This window comes from Flavobacterium sp. 103 (genome assembly GCF_003096795.1).
GTDB lineage: Bacteria > Bacteroidota > Bacteroidia > Flavobacteriales > Flavobacteriaceae > Flavobacterium.
The window spans coordinates 4,309,600-4,331,524 of the sequence record NZ_QENX01000001.1; the positions used below are offsets into that span (position 1 = coordinate 4,309,600).

The 21,925-nt window shown below is 33.0% G+C and carries 16 protein-coding genes; 3 read left to right on the forward strand and 13 right to left on the reverse strand.

The window, feature by feature from the left end; genetic code table 11:
- Nucleotides 1-5: 5 nt before the first annotated feature.
- The 10 genes from C8C85_RS18280 to C8C85_RS18320 form a co-directional block, all read right to left on the reverse strand.
- Entirely contained in the window at nucleotides 6-932 is a 927-nt protein-coding gene (locus C8C85_RS18280) for an aspartate carbamoyltransferase catalytic subunit (RefSeq protein WP_116798305.1), read from the reverse strand.
- Nucleotides 933-1,001: 69 nt separating this feature from the next.
- A complete protein-coding gene (pyrR, locus tag C8C85_RS18285; protein WP_111410489.1) occupies nucleotides 1,002-1,541 on the reverse strand; it encodes a bifunctional pyr operon transcriptional regulator/uracil phosphoribosyltransferase PyrR in 540 nt (179 codons plus the stop codon).
- A 125-nt stretch (nucleotides 1,542-1,666) separates the two neighbouring features.
- Complete coding sequence (locus C8C85_RS18290; RefSeq protein ID WP_116798306.1) at nucleotides 1,667-2,890, reverse strand: DUF418 domain-containing protein; 1,224 nt, start codon at nucleotides 2,888-2,890, stop codon at nucleotides 1,667-1,669.
- A 178-nt stretch (nucleotides 2,891-3,068) separates the two neighbouring features.
- A complete protein-coding gene (locus tag C8C85_RS18295; RefSeq protein ID WP_116798307.1) occupies nucleotides 3,069-4,685 on the reverse strand; it encodes an ABC-F family ATP-binding cassette domain-containing protein in 1,617 nt (538 codons plus the stop codon).
- 132 nt (nucleotides 4,686-4,817) lie between these two features.
- A complete protein-coding gene (locus C8C85_RS18300) occupies nucleotides 4,818-7,157 on the reverse strand; it encodes a T9SS type B sorting domain-containing protein (RefSeq protein ID WP_165818135.1) in 2,340 nt (779 codons plus the stop codon).
- A gap of 245 nt (nucleotides 7,158-7,402) precedes the next feature.
- A complete protein-coding gene (locus C8C85_RS18305; RefSeq protein WP_116798309.1) occupies nucleotides 7,403-9,472 on the reverse strand; it encodes a beta-N-acetylhexosaminidase in 2,070 nt (689 codons plus the stop codon).
- Between the two features lie 127 nt (nucleotides 9,473-9,599).
- Nucleotides 9,600-11,537, reverse strand: a complete 1,938-nt coding sequence (nagB, locus tag C8C85_RS18310; RefSeq protein WP_116798310.1) for a glucosamine-6-phosphate deaminase — start codon at nucleotides 11,535-11,537, stop codon at nucleotides 9,600-9,602.
- Between the two features lie 363 nt (nucleotides 11,538-11,900).
- A complete protein-coding gene (locus C8C85_RS18315; protein ID WP_116798311.1) occupies nucleotides 11,901-13,481 on the reverse strand; it encodes a RagB/SusD family nutrient uptake outer membrane protein in 1,581 nt (526 codons plus the stop codon).
- Between the two features lie 11 nt (nucleotides 13,482-13,492).
- Nucleotides 13,493-14,401, reverse strand: coding sequence for a hypothetical protein (locus C8C85_RS18630; RefSeq protein ID WP_243412133.1), 909 nt, complete (start codon nucleotides 14,399-14,401; stop codon nucleotides 13,493-13,495).
- Between the two features lie 13 nt (nucleotides 14,402-14,414).
- Complete coding sequence (locus C8C85_RS18320) at nucleotides 14,415-16,541, reverse strand: SusC/RagA family TonB-linked outer membrane protein (RefSeq protein WP_243412134.1); 2,127 nt, start codon at nucleotides 16,539-16,541, stop codon at nucleotides 14,415-14,417.
- 277 nt (nucleotides 16,542-16,818) lie between these two features.
- On the opposite strand from C8C85_RS18320, the gene C8C85_RS18325 reads away from it, so the two are divergent.
- The 3 genes from C8C85_RS18325 to C8C85_RS18335 all read left to right on the forward strand — a co-directional run bounded on the left by C8C85_RS18325 (nucleotide 16,819) and on the right by C8C85_RS18335 (nucleotide 20,186).
- A complete protein-coding gene (locus tag C8C85_RS18325; RefSeq protein ID WP_165818136.1) occupies nucleotides 16,819-17,859 on the forward strand; it encodes a sensor histidine kinase in 1,041 nt (346 codons plus the stop codon).
- Nucleotides 17,849-18,550 carry a LytR/AlgR family response regulator transcription factor gene (locus C8C85_RS18330; protein ID WP_111410478.1) on the forward strand — a complete coding sequence of 234 codons (702 nt, stop codon included), beginning with the start codon at nucleotides 17,849-17,851 and terminating at the stop codon, nucleotides 18,548-18,550. The genes C8C85_RS18325 and C8C85_RS18330 overlap by 11 nt, the downstream gene beginning before the upstream one ends.
- A gap of 196 nt (nucleotides 18,551-18,746) precedes the next feature.
- Complete coding sequence (locus tag C8C85_RS18335; RefSeq protein ID WP_116798312.1) at nucleotides 18,747-20,186, forward strand: MFS transporter; 1,440 nt, start codon at nucleotides 18,747-18,749, stop codon at nucleotides 20,184-20,186.
- 250 nt (nucleotides 20,187-20,436) lie between these two features.
- Here C8C85_RS18335 and fsa read toward each other — a convergent pair whose 3' ends face one another.
- The 3 genes from fsa to C8C85_RS18350 form a co-directional block, all read right to left on the reverse strand.
- Nucleotides 20,437-21,093: a fructose-6-phosphate aldolase gene (gene fsa / locus C8C85_RS18340; RefSeq protein WP_111410476.1), complete on the reverse strand. Its 657-nt coding sequence runs from the start codon at nucleotides 21,091-21,093 to the stop codon at nucleotides 20,437-20,439.
- 153 nt (nucleotides 21,094-21,246) lie between these two features.
- Nucleotides 21,247-21,447, reverse strand: coding sequence for a hypothetical protein (locus C8C85_RS18345; RefSeq protein WP_116798313.1), 201 nt, complete (start codon nucleotides 21,445-21,447; stop codon nucleotides 21,247-21,249).
- Between the two features lie 4 nt (nucleotides 21,448-21,451).
- A partial coding sequence (locus C8C85_RS18350) for an SDR family NAD(P)-dependent oxidoreductase (RefSeq protein WP_116798314.1) occupies nucleotides 21,452-21,925 on the reverse strand: 474 nt, incomplete at its 5' end.

Genomic DNA, 21,925 nt, shown 5'->3' on the forward strand with positions numbered 1-21,925 from the left:
GTTGTTTATTGGATTTTTGATGCTAAAAGATAGATAACTGCCATTCTAATAGCAACTCCATTCTCTACTTGATTTAAAATCACCGATTGTTGAGAATCGGCTACATCACTTGTAATTTCAACACCACGGTTTATTGGTCCTGGATGCATAATTACAATTTCTTTATCGAGTGAATCCAATAAAGCCTTGTCAACGCCATATTGTTGGGCGTACTCTCTAGTTGATGGAAAAAAATTAACATCCATTCTTTCATTTTGAACTCTCAACATATTAGCTACATCACACCATTCAAGTGCTTTACGCAAATTAGGTTCAACTGTCACTCCAAGTGATTCGATATATCTTGGAATAAGTGTTTTCGGTCCACAAACTTTAACTTCGGCACCTTGCATTTGTAAAGCATATATATTCGAAAGTGCTACTCTTGAATGCAAAATATCACCAACAATAACTACTTTTTTTCCCGTTACATCTCCTAATTTTTCTCTAATCGAATAACTGTCCAATAAGGCTTGTGTAGGATGTTCATGGGCACCATCACCTGCATTTACAATACTTGCTTTAACATTTTTTGATAAAAAATAAGCCGCACCAGGATTCGAATGTCGCATAACTACCATATCCACTTTCATCGAAAGAATATTGTTTACAGTATCTATTAATGTTTCTCCTTTTTTTACCGAAGATTGTGCTGCCGAAAAACTAATAACATCAGCTGATAAACGTTTTTGAGCCAATTCAAATGATAATTTTGTTCGTGTACTGTTTTCAAAAAAAATATTAGCAATTGTAATATCCCGCAACGAAGGTACTTTCTTTATTGGGCGATTAATTACTTCTTTAAAATGATCGGCAGTTTCAAAAATCAGGTTAATATCATTTTCATTAATATATTTAATACCTAATAAATGATTTACACTTAATTCGCTCATTATAGTTTAGATTTTCAGATTTTTATAATTATTAATATGGAGTTCCGTTTTATTTTTGAATTTCCAAATCTAATTGGTCACTAAATAAACTCCATCTTCTCCATCTTGCTCAGCCCAACAAACTTTTACCTTTTCACCATTAATCGCGTCTACTTGACGACCACGATAATCTGGCTGAATAGGTAAATCTCTACTAAAACGACGATCAATCAATGTCAATAATTCAATTCCAGAAGGCCTCCCAAAAGATTGGATAGCTGTCAAAGCAGCACGAATACTACGTCCTGTATACAATACATCATCAATGAATATGACTTTTTTGTCTTCTACTAAAAAATCAATTTGTGTTTTATTGGCTTCCAAAGGCTTATTGGTTCTTCGGAAATCATCTCTAAAGAAAGTGATATCCAAATATCCTAAAGATACATTTGGTATGTGATATTCTTTTTCTAATAATTCTTTTAATCGTTCTGCCAAAAAAGTTCCTCTAGGCTGAATCCCTATCAAAACAGTATCAGAAAAGTCAAGATGTTTTTCAATTAATTGACAAGCCAAACGATTCAAAATAATATTGACTTCTTTTGAATTGAGTAACACTTTTTGATTCATATTTAGCAATTATTTGTTTTTAAAAGATTTACGGCATCTTTAGTATTATTTTTGAAATACAATATTTAATATTAGCAATTTCAAAACATCCGTAAGTTTGGTTAAGCAAATATACAAATTCCGAATTAGGATTTATTCATTGCAACACCAGAAAAATTATTTCTTTTTTTTCTAAAAGAAATCCATGTTGCCTTATGCCAAATATACTCCAATGGTCCTTGCTTATGAGTTTTTAACCACCAAGTACAAAATGATAATTGCAAAACAAACAAAACTATTCCGATCAGTAAACAATAAGTAGCTCCTGTATATTCAACAAGTCCCAATCCGTATCGGTAGTAAATAAAGGAACCAACGATAGACTGCATGATGTAATTGGTCAAACTCATTTTTCCGAAAGGAATCAGTTTTGACAAAAGATTATGAATCGATTCTTTTTGATAAATCAAAATAAATGTGGACACCAAAACAATCATAAAAGCAAGATTTGACCAAGATGTTATAATCACCGAAAGACTACTCATAGTCGCTTTTCGAACTATCATATCTGGTAAAAAAGTCTTTAATGCAAATAATGGTAAAAAAAGAACAATGGCATATTGCAAAGCTTTTATCCAAAACAAATTACTTTCGGTCGATGCAATAAAAAGTTTTCTGCGTCCAACTAACATACCCAACATAAATAAGGCAGGAGCTTGAAAAAAACGTCCATTTTCCCATGACCAAGCAACTGATGCAAATCTCCCAATATTGAGATTACCTATCGCATAGTCCATAAAAGAAGTGCTTTTGAGATACTCGCCCATCATTCCAAAATAATGATCTGATAAATTTGGCATTGGAACATATTCTGGATGGAATAGCATATAAACGAACTTTGTCCACTCCAAAGGCTGTAACATCAAAATAACCGCAGTAATAAAAACAGCTTTATCATTCCATTTACAAACAGGAATTAATGCAAGTCCCAAAACGGCATAAATCATTAATATATCGCCTTCGTAAAAAATTGTATTTACAAATCCAAAACCTAACAATAGCAATAAACGCCATATAAATCGACCTCTAAAATCTTTTCCTTTTTTCTCCTGATTATCATTTTGAATATAAAAACTAAAGCCAAAAAGCAGTGCAAAAATGGCATACGATTTTCCTCCAAAAAGAAAAAATAAGGTTTCCCAAATTACTTTGTCCAAGACTTTCATCCATTCAGGTAAGGCTTCCGGAAAATAATAGTAATCAAAATGTTCAATATTATGCAATAACATAATAGACATAATTGCAAATCCTCTCAAGGCATCAACAACTTCTACTCTTGGTGTTTTAAAATTAAAAGTACTCTTTGACATAGACACGGTAAAAAAATGAAACAATTATTTTCTCAAAAGTATCTTAATTTTCTATAAATAACTAAAAATTAATTTTTAAATTCATTATAAATAAAACACTCATTTTGAACATTATCGCCCAAAAAAAAAGCTCCTACATTTATGTAGAAGCTTATAATTTATTGAAACTTATTTATTCTTATGAATACATTTTAACTCTTAATTCTTGAACTTTTTCATCATCCAAATATTCATCAAAAGTCATGTAACGATCGATAGCTCCGTTTGGTGTTAACTCAACAACACGATTACCTACGGTTTGGGCAAATTCATGGTCATGTGTTGTAAAAATAACTGATCCCTTAAAGTTTTTCAATGAATTATTGAAAGCAGTAATCGATTCCAAATCCAAGTGATTGGTAGGTTCGTCTAACATCAAGATGTTAGCACGCTCCATCATCATTCGGGATAACATACAACGAACTTTCTCTCCTCCTGATAAAACTCTACTAGTTTTTAAAGCTTCTTCACCTGAGAAAATCATTTTCCCAAGGAAACCTCTAATAAAGACTTCATCACGTTCTTCCTCTGTTTTTGCCCATTGGCGTAACCAATCAACTAAAGTATAATCATTTTCAAAGAACGAATGATTATCACCCGGCAAATATGCCTGATTTGTCGTAACACCCCAATCAAAAGTACCTGAATCTGCAGTTTGATTCCCGTTTAAAATTTCATAAAACGCAGTCGTAGCTCTAGAATCTTTAGAAAAAAGAACAATTTTATCTCCTTTTGCCATATTCAGATCCACTCCTTTAAACAAAGTTTCTCCATCCACAGAAGCACTCAAATTCTGAACGTTTAAAATTTGATCCCCAGCTTCACGATCCTGATCAAAAATAATGGCAGGATAACGACGGCTAGAAGGTTTTATCTCTGAAATATTCAATTTAGAAATCATTTTTTTACGAGAAGTAGCTTGTTTTGATTTGGCTACATTCGCAGAAAAACGACGAATAAATTCTTCTAATTCTTGTTTCTTTTCTTCAGCTTTTTTATTTTGCTGTGCACGCTGTTTAGCCGCTAATTGACTGGATTCATACCAAAAAGTATAATTTCCTGAATAATGGTTTATTTTACCAAAATCAATATCCGAAATATGTGTACAAACTGAATCCAAGAAGTGTCTATCGTGAGAAACTACAATTACTGTATTTTCATAATTTGCCAAGAAATTTTCCAACCAAGCTATGGTTTCAAAATCCAAGTCATTGGTAGGCTCATCCATAATCAACAAATCTGGATTTCCAAACAACGCTTGTGCCAAAAGAACTCTCACTTTGATTTTCCCCTCCAAATCCCCCATTAATGTATAATGGTTATCCTCTGAAATACCAAGATTAGAAAGCATTGAAGCAGCATCAGAATCGGCATTCCAACCGTTCATCTCTTCAAATTGCACTTGTAACTCCCCTATTCTATCTGCATTTTTATCATTGTAATCCAAATAAAGGGCGTCCATCTCTGTTTTTACAGCATATAAAACTTTATTACCCATCATCACAGTTTCCAAAACTGTATGTTCGTCAAACATATTGTGGTTTTGGTTTAAAACCGACATACGTTTTCCTGGTTCCAAATGTATATGCCCCGAAGTAGGATCGATATCACCTGCAATTATTTTAAGAAAAGTTGATTTTCCAGCACCATTGGCTCCAATAACTCCATAAATATTTCCGTGTGTGAAGGTTGTATTTACTTCGTCAAACAAAATTCGTTTGCCAAACTGAACTGATAAATTATTGACTGTTAACATGAATGTCTCTTTATTAAAATTTTGCGCAAAAGTACAAAAAAATAATGACTTTTTTTATTCAAAAAAAACCTGATAAAATTCCATTAGGTTATCAATATTATATTTTTTTTTACATTTAAAATATACCTATTCTTATCGTAAAAGCGAAAAATGACCTTTTGTAAATCTTCCGTCAGATAAATATAAAGTGTACCAATAATCGTCAGCTGGTAAAGGAAGATTGTTAAACGTACCATCCCATCCTACGTCTTTTGGTGAAATTTGTTTTAGAAGTTTACCAAATCGGTTAAATATATCGATAATTGCATTTGAATTTGATGGAGTGTTTAAGTCCCAAATATTCCAATTGTCGTTTATACCATCTCCATTTGGAGTAAAGTATTTTGGGGCACCTAAAACAGAAATTGTCTTATGCAGAATACCGCAACCATTAAGATCTTTTATGTACAAATCGTGGATACCTGTGGCAACATTTTCAAAAATGGGGGAAGCTTGATAATTTTCGGATATATTATCTAAAGAATACTCATAAATTCCTTGCCCTAATGCGGAAATAGTAACTTTTTTTACTTCGGTAAAATCGTCTATTATAATTTCATAAATCTCAGCAAGTTCTGAGTTCTTCACAGTAAATATCCGCTCTCTTGTACATCCGCTTTGATTTTTAACGACAACCGTGTAGGTTCCTGCTTTATTAACATCTATTTCAGAAGTTGTTTCTCCGTTTGGAGACCATTTGTATTGGTAATTAATTAAATCTACGTTGGAAATTCCTGTATTTAATTTTATTAAATCTTCTGTTTTATTTAAACATAAATACAATGTTTCATTTTTTTCAAGATTAGGCAAAACAGCCACTTTTAACTCAATAGTATTAATACCAATGCAATCGTTTTCATTTTGGACTCTGGCATAAACCGTTTGCTGATAGGGCTGCGTATTTGTAAAACTTGCAGCTATTGGATTTTGAAACAATTGTGCATTTTCTGATGTTAGAAAATAAGTGACTTTGTTTCCGTTATTTTCGAAGCCTGCGTCAGCTAGATTAAATTTCACAATACCATCGGATATGGCATCATCATCACATTTTTCTATTGTTTGGGTTAGTGTAATTCCTTTTTTTACTTTCAAATCTACTGTTGTAAAAGCATAACAAGCTGTAGTTTTGTTTGTTACTTTGGCAATTATTGTTTGTGGATTTGTGCTATTGGTGTACAAGAAATCTAAGGGATTTACATCACTTTGAGCATCTGAATTGTTAAGGTAAAATTTTACAGAAAACAGAGAATCTTTTAAAGTCAATGCTTCCGATGCTTCCAAGAGATTAAATGTTTTTATATCACTTGGCACATTACCAATATCACATTGTGTTAACTGTACAGGTTTTACATTCGGAAGTGTTTTATTTATTATTAATTTGAAAGGCTTAAAAACACTGCAAAGCGATTGTGTATCCAATATTTTAGCATAAACAGTTTCTTCTTGATAAGCCTCTTTGTTTACATAATCTTTTGGCAATGTTATCATATCATTTGCCGCGGGATGATAGGTTACAATTCTGTTTGGATTATTGTCTTGTAATAACAAATCATTCTCTGCCAAATTGAAATGTACAAACCCCGTTTGACTTACATCACATCCAGCAACATTTAATGGAAAAGGAGTCTGCAATGGCTCTACCGTAAAAATAAATTCCTCAACTACAAAACATTTTGAAACAGTATTGGTTAATCTAATATATCCCTTTTGTGGACTTTCGGTGTTTCGAAATCCATTAGGAAGCCTTCGGATGTCTTTTATTGCATCCTCACCTCTTATGTAAAAAGAAGCTTCAACATTATTTTGGTTTCCTACAGCAGTAGCAGCAATTTCATTTAGATCAATATTTGTAATAAAATCATTTACACCGTCCGATTCACAGATTTTCGCACCATAACTACCAAATATTTTTGGCGTTTTTATCTCAGGAGGAGCGTCTATTGTTGCAGTACCATTAAAATCAATTGAAAACTGATTATAAGGAGCCCCGGCATCCATAACAACAATATAATAACTTTCTCCTGCTTTTACGTCTAACATTTCAAGAAAGCCATTCCCTTCGTTAGACTGCCTACTAACTCCGTAAGCACCTGGAATTAATCCAGTTTTGTTTTTTGTTGAAAACATTTCTAAAGGTGAAGTATAAGAGCAACGAATGGACTGCCCGATATCGCCACAAGTAACGTTTGGACCAAAAACAAAAAAGTTTAAATCTGCTTTAGGATCTAGACTTTTGGGAGTCAGTACAAACCCAAAACTTCCACCTGTTACAATAGTTACTTTTAACCATATCATTGGAGAATGAACGTAATTTCCGCAACTTACATGACCATTAAATTGAGAATCATCTGGATATGTTTTTATTACTCCTGTAAAAGTTGTATTGCCACATATAGTAAGAGCACTGGCACAATCTCCTTGTGAAAAAGACATTTGACAAAATAAAATGCAACAAAATGCAACTATTTTTTTGATGTGTATCATTAGCAAATTAAGTATTATAACACGTTTAATCCTACTAGCAAGCAAATGCTTCAAAAAAAACCTGGCAACGAATTACCAGGTTAAAATATTGTTTTCACATAAAAACAATAATAATTCAAAATAAAAAAATCATATTAAAATATAAATAACCAAACTCAATCTTAACGATTACAACTTTTATTTTTGAATTTAAATTAAGCTTGAACTAACTTTTTCAAGCTATTATATACCGCTAATTCAACATCGGCATGTTCTTTTGAATTACATTTCTCCAGTAATTCATTCAATGCAGAAGCATCTATACTTTGTTTATTTATTTTAAGCAAAAGTTGCTCAGAAATATTTTTTAAACTTTCAGACAAAGGCAAAAGTGGCTGAACTAAAGGCGCATTATTGCCTAAAGCTGTTAAGTCAGTATGCATTTTAACCCATTTACTTAAATAAGCAACAAGAATGCTTTGATTTTCATTTGTTTTATTGTTTAAATAATTAGTTACTGCCAAACCAAATCCGAGCGCATCGGATGCATCTGGAGTACAGGCATCAGCAAATAATGTCAATGGTGAATACATTTGGTATTCTGTACCTCCTTTATTTCTTGAATATTGTTTAATTGGCTCACAAACATTTGACAAATCAAGTAATGCCTCATTTTTTTGATTGTTACTGATGTTTCGCAACAATCCCTCTTTACTCTTTAAATGTGTCAAACCCAGTTCTTCCAATCGGAATGAAACTGTATTCAGTCTTTTACGCAAACTATTGATATCTGCAATATTTTCATTTGACCAAAAACGTTCGGCTATGGCTGCAGTTCTAGGCCAAATTCTGGAATCAAGAGTTTCTGGCGTTACCAATTCAGTCCACATAGTAGCTTCACCACCCAAAATTCTAGCTTTTTCTTCATCTGTCAGTACGAAGTTTTTAGGCATTGGATCTACTGAATAATGATCTTCAACCCCAAAAACCAAATCGATATAATATCCATTTGATAAGACCGTTTTGTAGCCACCTTTTGCAGCATCAGCAAGAGATTTTCCAGCAGGTTGCCCTTCATTACTGCCTTTCCACGAATGAATGATAGCATCTTTGGACATGTTTTTAGTCATAATTTCTTCCCAGCCCATTAATACTTTATTGTGTTTTTTGAGCATAGGAATCAATTGCATCGTAAAATACGTTTGCAATTCGTGGTTGTTCACTAAACCATGTTTCTTTTTGAATTCCTGAATTTTAGGGTTTGAATCCCAGTCTTTCCCTTCGTTTTCATCACCTCCTATGTGAAAAAATTTTCCAGGAAAGAGCGGACAAATTTCATCAAAAAATTCATTTAATAATTGATACGTTTTTGGATTTGAAGGATCCAACGTTGGAGAAAAAATCCCCGCATTTCTTTCTATACTATATGACTGTATTTGCGTGAACTGTTGTCCTTTTTCACCTGAATTTAAATTCAAATTGACAACTTTACTTCCTATTTCCGGATATGCAGTCAAAATAGCCGATCCATGACCAGGCACATCTATTTCTGGAACTACTAAAATCCCTCTATCTGAAGCGTATTTTACAACACTTTTTATTTCTTCTTGGGTATAATAATTCCCATCCGATGCCATTTCAATAAGTTTTGGATGTTTTTTCATTTCGATTCTCCAACCTTGGTCATCCACTAAATGCCAATGAAAAACATTCATTTTTACCGCTGCCATTCCATCTAGATTTCTTTTAATTACATCAACAGGCATAAAATGTCTGGCAACATCAATCATTAATCCTCTCCAAGTAAATCTTGGAAAATCCGAAATTTTGGAAATGGGAAAATAAAAAGAATTACTGTTGTTTTGCAATAGTTGAAGTAAAGTTTCCAACGCGTGCAAAGCGCCCACATCTGTAGTTGCATTTATGGTAATCTTACTCGGAGTTATATCCAACAAATAACTTTCATCTTCATACAATTCGATTTTTCCAGCTCTAACACAATTGATTTGTAATTCGGCATCAGGAACTTCATTTAAACCTGTTACAAAGCCTTGATTAAAGAACAAACCCGTTCTTCCATCCAATCTTCTTAAAAAATTTGTCGCACCAATAAATATCCTTGAATTTGGAGCTCCAGTGATATTTACCTTGAAATTTTTTGTCAAAGGAAACACACCTTCTGAAAGCGAAATGTTTTGAGGCCACGGCATAATATTTAATTGCTCTTTTTTAATTTGAGCTGATGAAATAATAGAGGCAAATAAAAAAATTATGATGTATTTCATTTTATAAAAAAAAGATATTAAAAATCTGAACTTCGAAAAATTAGCTTAAAACAAGCGCTAAACTCAAGAATTAATATTTAAACTTGAGTTTAGCTCTCCAGTAAACACTCAAAACAAAAAGTGGTATTTAGTACTCAAAACGTTTAAAAGCTTCGATTGCCTCATACTCGGCAAGTCCTAATTTATCGTATAATTTTGCCGTGCTTTTATTTCGATCCTCGGCTCTAACCCAAAATTCTCTTGAATCATTTCCTTGGAACATTACTCTGTCTTTTTGGGATTGGTGGTATAAAATGGCTTGTCTTTTCAACATAACTTCATCAGGACTCAATGGAACAGCCATATCAATTTCATGAATATCCCATTCATGCCATGCTCCTCTGTACAACCACAACCAACAATCGTTCATGAATGGTTTCGATTTTAATGCTTTCATAGCCGCAAAAATGGCATTCAAACATACTTCGTGTGTACCGTGCGGATCGGCAAGATCACCTGCAGCAAATACTTGATGTGGTTTAATTCTCTCGATAATTTCCTTTACAATAGCAATATCTTCTGGTCCTAATGGTTTCTTTTGAACCATACCCGTTTCATAGAATGGCATATCCAAGAAATGAGTGTTTTCGTCCTTCAAACCAATGTATCTCGTTGCGGCATACGACTCGCGTCTTCTGATCAAACCTTTTAATTTGCGCACTTCGGTAGAATCGCTTTGACCAATTGTTTTTGAATTGATTGAATCTATTACAGCTTGAAAATTGATTCCCGATTTATCTCCTTCAACAAAATCATTGCAAACTTCAGCAAACTTCAAAGCTTCATCATCAGTAACCGCAATGTTTCCCGAAGTTTGATACACCACATGTACATCGTGACCTTGTTTTATTAATTTGGCAAATGTTCCTCCCATCGAAATAACGTCATCATCCGGATGCGGACTGAACAGAATCACTCTTTTCTTGGCAGGATTCGAACGTTCCGGTCTATTACTGTCATCTGTATTCGGCTTTCCTCCTGGCCAGCCAGTAATGGTATGTTGCAATACATTGAACATATTGATGTTCAAATCGTAAGCCGAACTTCCTGCTGCCAATAAATCGGACATTCCATTGTTGTTGTAATCTCTGTCAGTCAATTTAAGGATTGATTGATCGGTATGTTGGCAGAGCCAAACGATAGCCTTGTTTTTCAATTGTTCCGTCCAAATACACTCCCCTACCAACCAAGGCGTTTCTAATCTAGTCAATTCCGAAGCTGCTCCTTCATCCAACACAAAAGTAGTATTGTTATGATTTTGCAAAAATGTCGCAGGAACTTCCGAGCTGATATCGCCTTGAATGGTTCTCTTGATAATGGATGCTTTGTTTTGTCCCCAAGCCATCAAGACAATTCTTTTAGAACGAAGAATTGTAGAAACTCCCATCGTGATAGCCTTTTTAGGGACATTCCCAATTCCGTTAAAATCACCCGAGGCATCTACTTTTGTAATATGATCCAAAGTAATAATTCTAGTTCCAGAATTGATATGCGAACCCGGCTCATTAAAACCAACGTGACCCGTGCGACCAATTCCCAACAATTGAAAATCCAATCCTCCGGCATTTTTAATGTTCATTTCATAATCAACACAAAACTGATTCAAGTCTTCCAAAGCTACAGTTCCGTCAGGAATATTGATATTTTCCGGTCTAATGTCAACATGATTAAAAAGATGCTGGTGCATGAAATAATGGTAACTTTGGTTACTTTCCTTAGGCATAGGATAATATTCGTCCAAGTTGAAAGTAACTACATTATCAAAACTCAAGCCTTCCTCTTTGTGCATACGAACCAATTCCTGATATACTTTAATTGGTGATGAACCAGTAGCCAATCCTAATACACACTTCTTGTTTTTTTCTTGTTTGGAACGAATTAAATCGGCAATCTCCTGGGCAACAATTATTGAAGCATCCGTTGAGTTTTTAAAAATTACGTTGTGGATTTTTTCAAAACGGGTATCTTCAAACTGACCCGCTTTTTTGAAGCTTATGTCATTACCTATAATTGATGTAGTTCTCATGTTTTTTATAATTATATATTTTTATCTTAAGGAATGGTAATATAAATACAATTAAGACATTAAATTCTTAAATCTGAAATATTTATATCTTGTGCTTATAATTTTAATTCTAGTTTTTTTTGAAACAAAGCGAAATCAGCTTTGTTTATATATAAATTTTATTTTCTAAAAAAATAAAAAGAAATTTCAATAGTAATAGGCTCTTAAAACAAAGTAAAATTACTTTACAAATCGGAGCGATTGGTTATAAAACCTTTAAAAATCAATTAAAAAATCTTGCAACATCATTTTTCAATTCTTCAGTTTTTTTATATCCAGACAGGCTTTCACCTGTCTGGAATAAAAAATAACTATTTGTATATTTTAGAAATTAGCTCCAGTAGTATCCCACCAAAGTCTGGTTCCTCCATTATCAGGCCCTCCTAATTTAGCAAGTCCTGTAGCCACACCACCAGGGTTACCGTCTTTTTCAGTTTGTACAAAATTTACTCTACGTGGACCAAATTGCGTAGTGATTGTTCCACCACTTGTATTGTGTAACGCTCTGAATAATTTTGGATATCCAGTTCTTCTGTATTCTGACCAAGCTTCTTGACCTTCTGGGAAGTTAGCAATCCATTTTTGAGTAATGATTTTTTGCAACTTTACCTCATTTGCTGCTGCACCATCCCAAGCAATAGTCACATTATTCACTGCTGCTCCATTATTAGCAGCATCTTTAACGTCAACAAAATCTTTAGCTGTACTAACATTATCAGCTATATAAGCAGCTGCTCCTGAAACTCCATGTTGTGTAAATGAAGCTGTTATACCCGCTTCATATAAAGCTTGAGCAGTTCCACCCATATTCCAACCTCTCAAAGCACCTTCAGCTCTCAAGAAATAAACTTCAGCAGTAGTCATTAACACTTTTTCATTTGATCCAACAATTGAACCAATTTCAGACATACCTGTACGATCAGACTTAGCTATCATATTAATACCTGTACGAACTCCTCTGTATTCGCCAGGAAAATCAGCAGATTCTTTAAAGTATTTAGCAAGTCTTGGATCAGAGTATCCATTCATAATTGATTCCATATCAGCAGACATTCTAATATCTCCCCATGCCGAAGAGATTGTTAAAATTGGATCAATATAATTAGGAATAATAACTTTAGCGATATCAGCATTTGTAGTCATTACACCAAAAGGATGACTAATTGCTTTTTCCGCTTCTGTTTTAGCCAAGGCTGGTTTAATTTTAACAATTCTCATAGCCAAACGCAAACGCAATGAATTTGCATATTTAACCCATTGTTTATAATCCCCAGCATAACCACTCATATCTGTACTTACAAAAGTTGAAGCTTCACCAGCATTTACTCTTTTAGTTAATTCTGTAACAGCAAAATCTAGTTCAGAAAACATTTTAGTATATACTTCTTCCTGTGAATCATAAGGAATTGTAGCGTCTGTAGTTCCAAATTGAGAATATACAATTGGTCCAAAGACATCTGTAACCCTGTGCATTCCTTCTACTTTCAAGATCAAAGAAATAGCATAAAATTGATCGTATTTTCCTTTGGTTCTTTGCTCGATTTTAAGAGTATTTGCCATTACATCCGTATAAGGCAAACTCCAGATAAAACCATTCCAACCATCAACAAGATTGTAGTTTGAGTTATCTCCTGCTGCTCCTTTAAAAGGAGTTGGAGTAGCCATATATCCTGACCATATATCAGCATTAAGGTTTTGTTGCAATTGGTATTTCCAGTGTGTTGTATTGAAAATCCCTGTAAAAACAGTACTGAAAGGAACTTTTACATGATTAAAATCCTGCTCAAGGTCTTTAGCGGTAATCCCAGTTGGATTCGTGTTCGTTTCGTTGAAATCGCTTGTACAACTTATTGCGGCAAGCAATGTCGCGCATATAGCAGTTGTTTTTATTTTATTTAGTATCATGATGATATAGATTAGAAAGTTACATTTAAATTAAGACCGATACTTCTTGTAGAAGGTGCTGCATAAACATCAATCCCTTGTAAACCATTACCTGTACTCAAAGAAATATTTGGGTCAAATGGTGCATCTTTGTAGAAGAAGAATAAATTTCTACCCACTAACGATAAATTAGCTGCTTTGAAAATTTTGCTGTTTTTAAGGTCAAATGTATATCCAAAAGCTAATTCTCTTAAACTTACATTGGTAGCACTATAAACATACTCTCCAGTTATACCAGCTCTACCACCAACTTGACTATAGTAGCTCTCTGCATTATATTTGCCAGCATAAGCTTGTCCTGCTTTTGTTGTTCCAGGAGCATAAACAGCATTAATATCTACACCACCAGCATCTCTTGCATCTCCGGTTGTTTTAGAAACACCAAATTGATCATTTACTGCTTCAGTCAAGCTCATTACATCTCCTCCAAAACGTCCATCAATTGTAAAGTTTAAGAAATAATTACCCAATTTGAATGAGTTATTAAAACCTAACATATAATCTGGATTTGCATTTCCTACTTCCTCGAAATCAGTTTTTTGAATTGAACCATCTTCATTCAATAAAACTCTACCTTCAGCATCTTTCTTAAGATTAATCCCTTCAATAACTCCAAATGGACGACCATTTATTAATGAATATCTATAGCTGTTAACTCCTGGTTGAGTCAAAATAACTGTACCTCCCAATTCTTCAGGTAATCCAGAAACTTCATTGTTATTTTTTGAATAGTTTAAAGTAGCGTCCCATTTAAATTTATCATTGTCTATAATTTTAGCATTAACTAAAATCTCAATACCGTTATTTTTAATTACACCACCATTATAAGCATAATTTTGGTATCCTTCAGCATTTGTAGCTGGAGCAGGAATTGTAAGCAATTGATCTTTGGTCTTATTTATTATAGTACGTTAATTCTATTCCAAATCTGTTGTTAACAAATCTCCATTCAGTACCTAACTCATAAGAATCTTGACTTTCAGGTTTCAAATTTGTACCTGGTCTTGGACCAACAGTTGGATTGATATTTTGTGGATTTGCGGCTGAATATGCAGAAGTTGGAGAAGTATAGAATGCTGGAACGTCATTACCAACTTGCGCATAAGAAGCACGAACTTTAGCAAATGTAATTGATTCTGGCATTGTAAAACTTTCAGAAATAAGCCAAGTTGCTCCTACAGAAGGATAGAAGAAAGACATGTTTCCAGTATTTGCCAATGTAGAAGACCAGTCATTACGTCCTGTAATATCTACGTACAACATGTTTTTGTAACCAAAAGTAGCTGCTGCAAAAACAGATTGTTGTTCTCTACGGTATCCGTAATTTTGATAATTACCAGTGTTAGAATTAAAATTATGAAGTGTAAACCAGTTTGTAATCCCTAAACCAGATGGATCAGAATCTAAAACTGTTTCATCATTAAGTGAAGTTTTTGTAAAACTGGTACCTACGTTTGCAAAAAATGTAAGATCATCAGTAATTTTAGTATTAATTGTGGCAATCAAATCACCATAATTTTGTGTGCTCACATCATTAATATTGATGTATCTACCATTAGGATGCGATAACGTACCTTGTGTAGTAGCATAAATCTCTTTATCAAATTCTGAAGTAATTCTATCATAATTATATCTTGATCCAATAGAAAGCCAGTTGTTAACCTTGTAGTTTAATCCAACAGCCCCATTCATATATTGACTACCATCTTTAGATTTATTACGATTCAATCCCCAGTATGGATTTTGTTCGATGTCTCTATCTGTCATCCAATTTTGAGCCATCAAATTTCTTGCTGGGTCAAATTTTTCGAAATTATTTTTATATTCGTTAAAATCATATCCTCTTGGCATCAAGTAAAGACCTGTAAGCGGATTAAAATACAAACCACTAGTAGGTCTGTTTGTTACATATTGAGAAGTATAATTTGCATTAGCATTTACTGTCAATCTGTCTCCAAAGAATTTTCCCATTTGTCTGATGCTAAAGTTGTTTTTACTCAAACTGTTAGTTGGTAAAACACCATTAGAAGAAGTATTGGCATAAGATATATTTGTCGCAGAATTTTGAGATCCTGTAGAAAAACCAAAAGAAGATATTTGAGTTACTCCCGTGTCAAAAAAGTCTCTTGTATGATCCGGTGTACTTTGTGCAGCTCCCCATGATTCATCTGCTCCTGGTTTAGCGATGTAAGAAGTTTGAAATTTAGGTAAATAAGCAGCTGTTTCAACTGTAGTATTTGAAGACGCTCTAAAAGATGAAACCCCTTCTTTTGCTTTTTTAGAAGTCAATAAAATTACACCTCTAGCACCCTGGCTACCATATAAAGCCGTTGCAGAAGCACCTTTAAGCACTGTCATTCCTTCATAATCATCTGGGTTCAATAAACCAATAACATCGCCCCCATCACGGTTACCACCTTGAGTAGAACCAAATGAATCGTTTGGCTGAATAGAAGATATATTCAACATTGGTACACCATCAACAACATATAAAGGGTTGTTGTTTGTAGTAGATGAATTTCCACGAATAGTAACTTTTGTAGAACCTCCAGTACCACCAGCACTTTTAGTTACGGCAACTCCGGCAATTTTACCAGCAATTGTGTTCATAAGATTCGGATCCTTCGCTCTAACAAGATCTTCTCCTTTTAACTCTTGCGCAGAATAGGTCAAAGATTTTTTAGATTTCTTGATCCCTAATGAAGTTACAACCACCTCTGTCAATGCAGTAGAAGCTGCTGAATTCAACTTTACATCGATCGTTGAAGACTCTCCTACTACTACATTTCGCGTTTCATATCCTAAGTATGAAATCACTAATGTAGCACCAGGCTTAACCTCAATTGTAAATTTACCGTCAAAATCTGTTGAGGCGCCATTGGCTTCGCCTTTTACGTTAACATTTGCACCTGGTATCGGAGTACCCGTCGCATCTGAAACAAAACCATTGATTTTTTTTACCTGCGCAAGGGTTACTTGCGTCGTAAAAATAATCATCACGATTAAAAAAATTTTTCTCATTTTTAAATTATTTTTGTTAGTTATAGGGTAAAATTATTCTTAACGTACTCTTTAAAAAAATAAATTAAACCAACAGCATTACTTTTTAAACGAACGACATCTTTTAATCAACAATACGTTTTTCGAAAACGTTTTCTAAAATATATTTTTAGCTGTTTTTCTCATATTTCAACATTTTTTTCATCAAAATGCTTTTTTTAATGACAAAATGATTATTGTTGCAAAACAAAACAGCAAATAACTCTATTATATATATTTCTACATATAACTGTAATAAATGAAAAAAATAAGCTTTGAGATTAAACTTATTAATCACGTATGGTTCTGGGGAATCTGGTTTTTTCTTAACTTTTTGCGTTGGGGAGCTTACTTCAATGATTATAAATATTCCTTCAAGTCGAATCTATTAGAATACGCACTTCACATACCTTTTGTATATTTCAATTTATTAATACTCATTCCTAGGTATGTATTAAAATCAAAATATATTAAATATACCATTTCCCTATTAGCAAGCTTAGCTGTCGTATACTTATTAAAAACAGTAATGACGTATTATATAATTTCAAAAAATATTTGGCCGGAAGCCAATAGAGACTACAGACCCTTTGAAATCAACCATATTGTCGCAGTTACTATTGGAGAAATATACGTCCTTGCAATTGCATCTTCTATTTATTTAATGCTAACTTGGCTTAGGGAAAGAGATCGCAACAAAGCGATAATGGAAAATCAAAATAAAATAAAATTAAAATATCTAAAAAATCAGATTCAGCCACACTTCTTTTTCAACACTTTAAATAATCTTTATGCGCTTTCATTAGAGTCTTCGGATAAAGTTCCAGATGTTATCATTAAACTATCCAATTTAATGGAATATGTTCTGTATGATATAAATGACACTAAATTTGTGCCTTTGATAAATGAAATCGATTATATGCAAAATTATATCGAAATAGAAAAATTACGATTTGAAAATGTAGAAGTTGCAATAAATCTTGAATCCGATATTGATAATATTAAAGTCCCTCCATTACTTTTTATTTCACTACTAGAAAATGCCTTTAAACATGGAGGCGCAAACAATGAAAAACTAAAAATAAAAATTAATTTTAGAATTGTCAATTCAGATCTTGAATTTGAAATAATAAATAATTTTGTAATTTCACCACCTTTAAAAACAAAAAAGGGAATTGGTTTGTCCAACACTAAAAAAAGACTAAAACTAATTTACAAAAATAATTTTATCATAAACCAAATGATAAAATTCAATTTTTATATAATCAAAATACAAATACCTTTATATAATGAAGATTAAATGTGTAATAATTGACGACGAACCTTTAGCTATAAAAGTATTGCTCAATTATTTTGAAAATTTTTCAGACTTTGAGATTATCGGTACATTTAATAATTCATTAGAAGGACTCGAATTCATAAATTCAAATAGTGTTGATGCCGTATTTCTAGATATCAACATGCCTATGATGACTGGTTTTGAATTAATCAGTTTGCTTGAAAATAAAACTCGAATCGTCATTACAACAGCTTTCAGGGAATTTGCCGCCGAAAGTTATGACTTGGAAGTATTGGATTATCTAGTAAAACCCATTCCGTTACCTCGATTTATAAAATGTATTCACAAAATTGAAGCAGAATACAATTTAAAAAATAACATCAAAATTGAAAACCATCGTATTGAACCACACATTTTTATCAAAGTCGATAAAAAAATGGTAAAAATTAATATCGATGAAATCCTTTTTGTCGAAGGGATGAAAGAATACATCAAAGTGGTCACTCCCGAAAAAACTTATATCACCCATAAATCATTAACTTCATTGACAGAAGAATTACCAACTGATCGATTTATGCGTATTCACAAATCATATACTATAGCTTTGAATAAAGTTAAATCTATTGAGGGGAATAGAATACAAATTTCATCTTATACAATTCCTATCGGCCGAAATTACAGTAAAGAAGTTAAAAGCAAAATCTTGGAATAATTTCTGCATATAACCTAGACTTTAACTCAATAAAAAGTAATAAAATCGCCATTTGTTGACGAAATAATGTCGTTTATATAAAAGTGAAAAACTTTATATCATAAAATTTTTTTTTGAAATTCTTAACAAATATATTTACAGTCTTGCAGCATCAAAAAATTAATAATAACCAAAAAAAATTAAATTTTTAAAAATTATGAGTTCAGAAAATTCACAAACCAAATGGGGACAGTTTATCCCCTTAGTCATCGTATTCTTCTTTTGGGGATTTGTTGCTGCAAGTAACGATATTCTTATCCCGGTTTTCAAAAAAGCATTTGATTTAACACAAGGTGAAAGTCAACTAGTAGCTTTTGCATTCTATATAGCATATACTGTTGGTTCTCTTATTTATATGGGAGTTTCTTTTTTAATAAAAGAAGATTTAGTAAACAAAATTGGATATAAAAATGGATTATCATTAGGATTACTTATATCTGCTTTGGGTACACTTTTATTTTATCCAGCTGCCAATACAGGTTCCTTTACATTAATGCTTGCTGGACTTTTTATTGTTGGATTGGGTTTCTCTCTGCAACAAACAGTTGCAAATCCATTGGCAATTGCTTTAGGCCCAATCAAAACAGGTTCACAACGTTTAACTTTAGCTGGTGGAGTTAATAATTTCGGAACTACTATTGGACCACTAATTGTTAGTTTTGCAATTTTTGGCTCAAGTGCTAGTGGTAACACCAATGCAAGTATTGAAAGTGTAAAAATTCCTTACCTAGTGTTAGGATTTGCATTTTTGATAGTTGCTATTTTATTAAAATTCTCATCATTGCCAGAGCGACCAGAATTAATTGAAGAAGATGATTCTATCGATAAAGTATCAGTAAAAACATCAGCATTGCAATATCCACAATTAGTAATGGGGATGATTGCAATATTTTTATATGTTGGTGTTGAAGTATCTACAGCCAGTAATTTACCGGCTTACATGGAAAGCAAATTAGGCTTTTTAACCAAAGATGTTGCCCCATACATATCTTTATATTGGGCAAGTTTAATGATTGGTCGTTGGACTGGAGCAGTTGAAGCTTTTACAGAAAACATGAGCTTACTAAAAATATTGAGATTTCTAGCGCCTTACTTAGCATTTGGAGTGTTTTTAGCAGTAAATGCAATGGCAAATCACGATTTAACTCCTTTTTATATCTACGGACTAGTAATCTTAGTATTAATCGGAGCAGATATGGCTAGTAAAGGAAATCCTGCCAGAATGCTTCTGATTTTTTCAAGTTTAGGTATTTTGGCTACTGCTGTAGGAATAACAACTAGCGGAATGATTAGTGTATATGCTTTTACAAGTGTAGGTTTATTTTGTAGTACTTTATGGCCATGTATCTTTACTTTAGCAGTAAGTGGATTAGGTAAACACACCAGCCAAGGAAGTAGTTTCTTGATTATGATGATTATGGGTGGTGGTTTTGTAAGTGTATTTCAAGGTAAAATTGCTGATTTCGTTGGAATACAAAGCAGCTATATCGTTGGTATCATTTGTTTCGCTTATCTTGCATTTTATGCTTGGAAAGTAAGCGGTATTTTGAAATCACATGGAATTGATTTTGATAAAAAAGTATCTGGAGGACACTAAAGAAGTTTTCAGATTTTAGTATACAGTAAAATGAATTCAAAAAATCCCATTCTAAAACAGAATGGGATTTTTTTTATAAGATCAAATCACTGAGAATCGCATATATGATTTTCGTTTGAACATAGAATCAAATATTGAATTTTTGACCATTTTCAGCAAAAACAAAAAAGTCCCATTTCATCGCGAAATGGGACTTATTTTTATTAGTTCTCTCGACTGAATTCTGCAGTCTGAAAACTGAGTACTTTTATTACTTGTTTCCTTTCTCGAAATCAGCAACAAATTGTGCCAAACCGATATCAGTCAATGGGTGTTTCAATAAACCGTAAATTGCAGATAATGGTCCTGTCATTACATCAGCACCGATTTTTGCACAGTTTACGATATGCATAGTGTGACGTACAGAAGCAGCCAAAATTTGAGTTTCATAACCATAGTTATCATAAATCTCTCTGATTTCTTCAATCAAAGCCAAACCGTCTGTAGAAATATCATCCAAACGACCAATAAATGGAGAAACATAAGTAGCACCCGCTTTGGCTGCCAATAAAGCTTGTCCTGCAGAAAATACTAAAGTAACATTAGTTTTAATTCCTTTATCAGAAAAATATTTAGCCGCCATAACACCTTCTTTTGTCATTGGCAATTTAACCACGATTTGATCGTGCAAATCAGCTAATTCTTCACCTTCTTTAATCATTCCGTCGTAATCCAACGCATTCACTTCGGCACTTACATCTCCTTCAACCAAATTACAGATGTCGACATAATGCTTCAAAATATTGTTTTTTCCTGTAATTCCTTCTTTAGCCATCAAAGATGGATTAGTAGTAACTCCATCTAAAACACCTAATGCTTGTGCTTCTTTAATTTGAGCTAAATTAGCCGTATCAATAAAAAATTTCATAATATAATATATTTAATTGTGTTCATTTCTTGGGCGTGTTTGCCGAAAAAGCAAACCAGGCTTTCCGCTATATCTTTTATTTTTTAAAGAAAAAAATAAAAGGATGTCGCTTCAATCCTTCACGCAATTTTTTTGCAAAATTACAACTTATAATTATCTATCAGAATTCTTTTTATTTAATTCTTTTAGTTCATCTCTAATTTCTTCAAGAACATTAAGCATGTCTGCGTTATAAAGTTCTGAATTATTTATTCTGTCACTCAATGATTTCAAAATTTTTCGAATAATAAACCAAGAAACTATAATGATTAAAACCCATAAAATAATTGGCAACATTTCGGTATTCATTTCCATAATTTTATAATTTATAATGATTCATAAGCATTTTTTCATATACTTTATCAGGAAGAATTCTCTTTAATACAATGGAGAACTTTTGCATAAAAGCGCCTACTTTATAATGAATTTTTGGATTTGAATTTTGGATAACTGCATATACCGCTTCGGCCATTTCATTTGGATTGCTTCCACAGTCCACATGCTCGTCCATAGTTTTAAGATTATTTCCGTAAGGTATTTCATAAGCAGAACCTTTTATTACAGGAGCATGAAAACGTCCCGCCGCAATATTGGTGGCAAAATCACCAGGTGCAATATTTGCAATTTGAATACCAAATGACTTCACTTCCATGCGTAATGCCTCTGTAATTAATTCCAAAGCCCCTTTCGAAGCCGAATAAATACTACGATAAGGCAAGCCCATATAACCAGCAATTGAGGTGATATTTATTATTAATCCCGATTGCTGCGAACGCATTTGTGGCAAAACAGC

Coding starts and splice junctions, on each gene's coding strand:
- C8C85_RS18280 (WP_116798305.1), bottom strand. CDS start 932: ATGAGCGAATTAAGTGTAAATCATTTATTAGGTATTAAATATATTAAT.
- pyrR (WP_111410489.1), bottom strand. CDS start 1,541: ATGAATCAAAAAGTGTTACTCAATTCAAAAGAAGTCAATATTATTTTG.
- C8C85_RS18290 (WP_116798306.1), bottom strand. CDS start 2,890: ATGTCAAAGAGTACTTTTAATTTTAAAACACCAAGAGTAGAAGTTGTT.
- C8C85_RS18295 (WP_116798307.1), bottom strand. CDS start 4,685: ATGTTAACAGTCAATAATTTATCAGTTCAGTTTGGCAAACGAATTTTG.
- C8C85_RS18300 (WP_165818135.1), bottom strand. CDS start 7,157: ATGTCTTTTTCACAAGGAGATTGTGCCAGTGCTCTTACTATATGTGGC.
- C8C85_RS18305 (WP_116798309.1), bottom strand. CDS start 9,472: ATGAAATACATCATAATTTTTTTATTTGCCTCTATTATTTCATCAGCT.
- nagB (WP_116798310.1), bottom strand. CDS start 11,537: ATGAGAACTACATCAATTATAGGTAATGACATAAGCTTCAAAAAAGCG.
- C8C85_RS18315 (WP_116798311.1), bottom strand. CDS start 13,481: ATGATACTAAATAAAATAAAAACAACTGCTATATGCGCGACATTGCTT.
- C8C85_RS18320 (WP_243412134.1), bottom strand. CDS start 16,541: ATGAGAAAAATTTTTTTAATCGTGATGATTATTTTTACGACGCAAGTA.
- C8C85_RS18325 (WP_165818136.1), top strand. CDS start 16,819: ATGAAAAAAATAAGCTTTGAGATTAAACTTATTAATCACGTATGGTTC.
- C8C85_RS18330 (WP_111410478.1), top strand. CDS start 17,849: ATGAAGATTAAATGTGTAATAATTGACGACGAACCTTTAGCTATAAAA.
- C8C85_RS18335 (WP_116798312.1), top strand. CDS start 18,747: ATGAGTTCAGAAAATTCACAAACCAAATGGGGACAGTTTATCCCCTTA.
- fsa (WP_111410476.1), bottom strand. CDS start 21,093: ATGAAATTTTTTATTGATACGGCTAATTTAGCTCAAATTAAAGAAGCA.
- C8C85_RS18345 (WP_116798313.1), bottom strand. CDS start 21,447: ATGGAAATGAATACCGAAATGTTGCCAATTATTTTATGGGTTTTAATC.